The sequence below is a fragment of the Duganella vulcania genome (assembly GCF_009857655.1).
GTDB classification, from domain to species: domain Bacteria; phylum Pseudomonadota; class Gammaproteobacteria; order Burkholderiales; family Burkholderiaceae_D; genus Rugamonas; species Rugamonas vulcania.
In genome coordinates this window covers 1-4,151 of the sequence record NZ_WWCX01000194.1, presented here as the reverse complement: position 1 = coordinate 4,151, position 4,151 = coordinate 1, and the positions used below count along the sequence as shown (strand labels likewise).

Genomic DNA, 4,151 nt, shown 5'->3' with positions numbered 1-4,151 from the left:
GCCCGCCGCCGCGCAGCAACTGGCGCAGAAGGGTGGGGAGCATGGTCCGGCGGCAGCCGCGCCGGGGTCGGCCCCCTTGCCGCTGGCGGGGCGGCCGCTGAAACCGGGGGAGATTCCGCCGCAGGCGGCGTTGCATCCGCAGCCGGCGACACCGGCACAGCCTGCCCCGCGCCCCGAGTCACATCCGTCCGGCGTGCAACATGCGCAAACGGAAGCGCGACCGCCGCCGGGGCAGCATCCTGTAGCGGAACCGCATGCGTTGACGCCGCCGCAGCCTATGGCGCAAGCAGCGCATCCGCAACCGGTGCCGCATCCGCAAGCGGAGGCCCGGCCGCAACCGGCGCCGCATCCGCAGGCGGAAGCCCGGCCGCAACCCGCGCCGCATCAGCAGGCGGAAACCCGGCCGCAACCGGCGCCGCATCCGCAGGCACAGGCCCACCCGCAACCGGCGCCGCATCCGCAAGCCGAGGCGCGCTCGGCCCCGCCGCCGCAGCATGGGGCGCAGCATCCGTCAGCCGAGGCGCCGCCGCATCGCGAGGCCGCGCATCACGATCCCAAGCAGGAACCGAAGCGCGAATAGCGCCCCGCGCCTACAGGACGCCGTAACGGCTGCGGATTTCCGCCAGCACGCCTTGCTTCTCCAGCCGCAGAATGGCGGCGTTGAGCAGGTCGAGCTCGGCCTGGGTCGTGCTGTGCTTGTTGAGCATCAGATGCACCGGCGCCCGCAGCACGGTGAACGGCAGCGGCGCGATGGCGATGCCTTGTTCCCGCGCCTCGTGGCGCAGGGCGGCGGTGTCGCCGAGGATCAGTTCGGCCCGTCCGGCGTCCAGCATGCGCAAGCCCTGCTCGAAGCTGAGGAAGGTGCTCAGGTGGCCCGATTCCAGCAACTGCGGCTGCACGCGCGCATACGCCGCGCCATACCAGCCCAGCTTGGGCGCCAGCAGCGACAGCTTTTTTCCCGCCAGCGCCTCGACGCTGCGCACCTCGCGGTAGCGCGCCAGGTTGGCGCTGCGGGTGAACACGCTGACCGATTCAAAGCGGTAGGCCAGGCTGAAGCGCGCATACTTGCGCCGCTCGGCGGTGTCGGACGCGGCCAGCAGCAGGTCCAGCCCGCCCTGTTCGAACTGGCGCTGGCGGCGCGCGGTCGGCAGCGCCGGCAGCAGCTGCAGCGTGCAGCCGGCTTCCCTGAAGATCGCCTGCGCTAGCTCCAGGTCCAGCCCGGCCGGCGGGCCGTCGGGCCGGGTGTAGACATAGGGCGGCCATTGTTCCAGCGCCATTTTCATCTGGCACGACGCGGCCTGCGCCTGCAACGCGGACGCGACCATGAACGCCATGACGGGACCGACGCGACGCGCTTGCATGGCGTAACCCTCTCTAGTTCTATGGCTACAATTTGCCAGATGCGGCGGGAATGTCAAGGCCGCCGATCGTCCGCCATCGACCCGGGCGCGGCATGGCTATTGCGTTCACCGCGTAGCTGGATGAAAATGGGCGCCTTGCCTAGCAATTAACAACCGCGCGCCGGACTGGAACCTTCTGTTGACCTCCCCCCTCGAAATCGCCGCCAACGTCGTCATGACGGCCTCCATCGTCCTGGCCGGACGCAACAACGTGCATTCGTGGTGGCTGGGCGTGGTGGGCTGCGCGATGTTCGCCGCGCTGTTCTACAGCGTCAAGCTGTACGCCGACGTGGCGCTGCAGCTGTTCTTCATCGTGACCTGCTTCATCGGCTGGTTGCGCTGGCTGCGCGGCGACGCCGGCGGCGCGCTGCCGATCAGCCGCGCCAGGCTGGGCGCGCTCGGCTGGATGGTCGGCGTCGGCATCGCGGCCACGCTGGGCTACGGCCTGATGCTGCAGGCCTACACCAACGCCTACGCGCCGTTCATCGATTCGGCGGTGCTGATGTTCAGCATCGTGGCCCAGCTGCTGCTGATGGGGCGGCGCGTCGAGACCTGGCCGTTCTGGCTGCTGGTCAACACCATCTCGGTGCCGCTGTACGCCAGCCGCGGCCTGCACCTGACCGCGCTGTTGTACGCGGCCTACTGGATCAACGCGCTGGTGTCGTGGTTCTTCTGGCGGCGCCAGATGCGCCAGGACGACGCCCAAGCCACAGTGAACGCAATGAAGGGGTGACATTCCCCGTTTGCCGACTTATGATGATATTTCCATACGGAATGGCCTGAGGAGATACCATGCAATGGTTTTATGATTTAAGAATCGGCAAGAAGCTGATCGTGTCGTTCGGTGTGGTGATTGCGCTGACCTGCGCCCTGGGGCTGTTCACGCTCAGCCAGCTTGCCAGGGTGAACCAGGCCTCGACCGACATCGCCACCAACTGGATGCCGGCGGTGCGCTACCTGGGGCAGATGCAGGCCTCGCTGTCGCGCTTCCGCATCTCCGAGGCCACCCACATCTTGCTGGCCGAGGACGCTGAAATGACCGCCACCGACAAGTCGATGGCGTCCCGCCTGGAAACCTTGCGCAAACAGCAAGCGTCGTACGCGGCGCTGGTGTCCGAGCCGGAGGAAAAGCGCATCTACACCGAGCTGCAGAAATCGCTGGACGATTACCTGGCCACCAGCGGCAAGCTGACCGCGCTGTCGCGCGAGGGCAAGAAGGACGACGCGCGCGCGCTGTTCCGCGGTGGTTCCAACAAGCTGTTCCGGCAGGTCAACGAGCAGCTTGACGCGCTGGTCAAGATCAACGACGACGGCAGCGCCGCCGCCGACAAGTCGGCCTCCGACACCTATTCGATGTCGCGCAAGATGGTGCTGGGCACGCTGGCGCTGCTGATCGTGGTCAGCGCGGTGCTGGCGACCATGGTGGCGCGCATTGTCGCCGCGCCGCTGGAGGAGGCGGTGGACATCGCCCAGCGCGTGGCCGACGGCGACCTGACCGGCCACATCGTCAGCCACGGCAAGGACGAGACGGGCCAGCTGATGCATTCGCTCAAGGCCATGAACGACAGCCTGCTGCGGGTGGTGGGCGAGGTGCGTGGCGGCACCGACACCATCGCCACGGCGTCGGCGGAAATCGCCAGCGGCAACCTGGACCTGTCGGCCCGCACCGAGGGCCAGGCCAGCTCGCTGGAGGAGACCGCGTCGGCGATGGAGGAACTGACCTCGACCGTGAAGCAGAACGCCGACAACGCGCGCCAGGCCAACCAGCTGGCGCAGTCGGCGTCCGGCACGGCGGCCGACGGCGGCAAGGTGGTGGGCGAGGTGATCGCCACCATGGAATCGATCAGCGCCTCGTCGCGCAAGATTGTCGACATCATTTCCGTCATCGACGGCATCGCGTTCCAGACCAACATCCTGGCGCTGAACGCGGCGGTCGAGGCGGCCCGCGCGGGCGAGCAGGGCCGTGGCTTCGCGGTGGTGGCTTCCGAGGTGCGCAACCTGGCCCAGCGCTCGGCGGCGGCGGCCAAGGAAATCAAGGGCCTGATCGACGATTCGGTGCAGCAGGTGGACAACGGCACGGCGCTGGTGCAGCAGGCCGGGAGCACGATGGAGCAGGTGGTGGCCAGCGTGCGCCGGGTGAGCGACGTGGTGGCCGAGATCTCGGCCGCCAGCAGCGAGCAGAGCACCGGTATCGAGGAGGTCAACAAGGCTATCACGCAGATGGACGAGGTGACCCAGCAGAACGCCGCGCTGGTCGAGGAGGCGGCCGCCGCGGCAGGTTCGCTGCAGGACCAGGCCGCCAAGCTGGCCAGCGTGGTGGCGGTGTTCCGCCTGCGCTGACGCGCCCCGCGCCGCCCGACAACGCCGCCGGCATCAGCCGTGCGGCGTTTTTTTATGCTGGATGGCCTGGCGGAAGGCGCTCGGCGTCGTGCCCAGGCGCTCGCGGAAGGCGGTGGCGAAATTGCCGGCGTTGTTGAAACCGATCATCAGGGCGATGTCCTGCACGTCGATGTCGGTGTCGCGCAGCAGTTCCTCGCCGCGCCGGATGCGCGCCTCGCGGATGTAGGCGAACACGGTCATGCCGGTCTGTTCGCGGAACACCTGCGACAGCTTTTCGCGGTAGGTGCCGACGCTGCGGGCGATGTCGGCCAGGCCGGGCAGCGAGGCCAGGTTGTCGGCGATCAGGCGCTTGGCGGCGTTGACCAGCACCGCGTCGGGGTCGGCCTCGGCCGGGCGCGGCGCCGGCGCGGC

At 68.6% G+C, this 4,151-nt stretch carries 4 protein-coding genes and 1 pseudogene; 3 read left to right on the top strand and 2 right to left on the bottom strand.

The genetic code is table 11. The features are described from left to right. Positions 1-580, top strand: a pseudogene (locus tag GTP90_RS35000) (hypothetical protein); the annotation flags it as partial. 10 nt (positions 581-590) lie between these two features. Here the strand turns inward: GTP90_RS35000 and GTP90_RS34995 are convergent. Then, the gene (locus GTP90_RS34995; RefSeq protein ID WP_254452191.1) at positions 591-1,361 is read right to left on the bottom strand and encodes a substrate-binding periplasmic protein; all 771 of its coding nucleotides are present in this window, start codon (positions 1,359-1,361) and stop codon (positions 591-593) included. 178 nt (positions 1,362-1,539) lie between these two features. Here GTP90_RS34995 and pnuC point away from each other — a divergent pair, with 178 nt between their 5' ends. Together pnuC and GTP90_RS34985 are read left to right on the top strand one after the other, a co-directional pair. Further along, on the top strand, positions 1,540-2,133 hold the full coding sequence (gene pnuC / locus GTP90_RS34990) for a nicotinamide riboside transporter PnuC (protein WP_161087824.1): 594 nt from the start codon (positions 1,540-1,542) through the stop codon (positions 2,131-2,133). Positions 2,134-2,192: 59 nt separating this feature from the next. Then, complete coding sequence (locus tag GTP90_RS34985) at positions 2,193-3,740, top strand: methyl-accepting chemotaxis protein (RefSeq protein WP_161087823.1); 1,548 nt, start codon at positions 2,193-2,195, stop codon at positions 3,738-3,740. 33 nt (positions 3,741-3,773) lie between these two features. On the opposite strand, the gene GTP90_RS34980 is transcribed toward GTP90_RS34985, so the two are convergent. Continuing rightward, a partial coding sequence (locus GTP90_RS34980; protein WP_161087822.1) for a helix-turn-helix transcriptional regulator occupies positions 3,774-4,151 on the bottom strand: 378 nt, incomplete at its 5' end.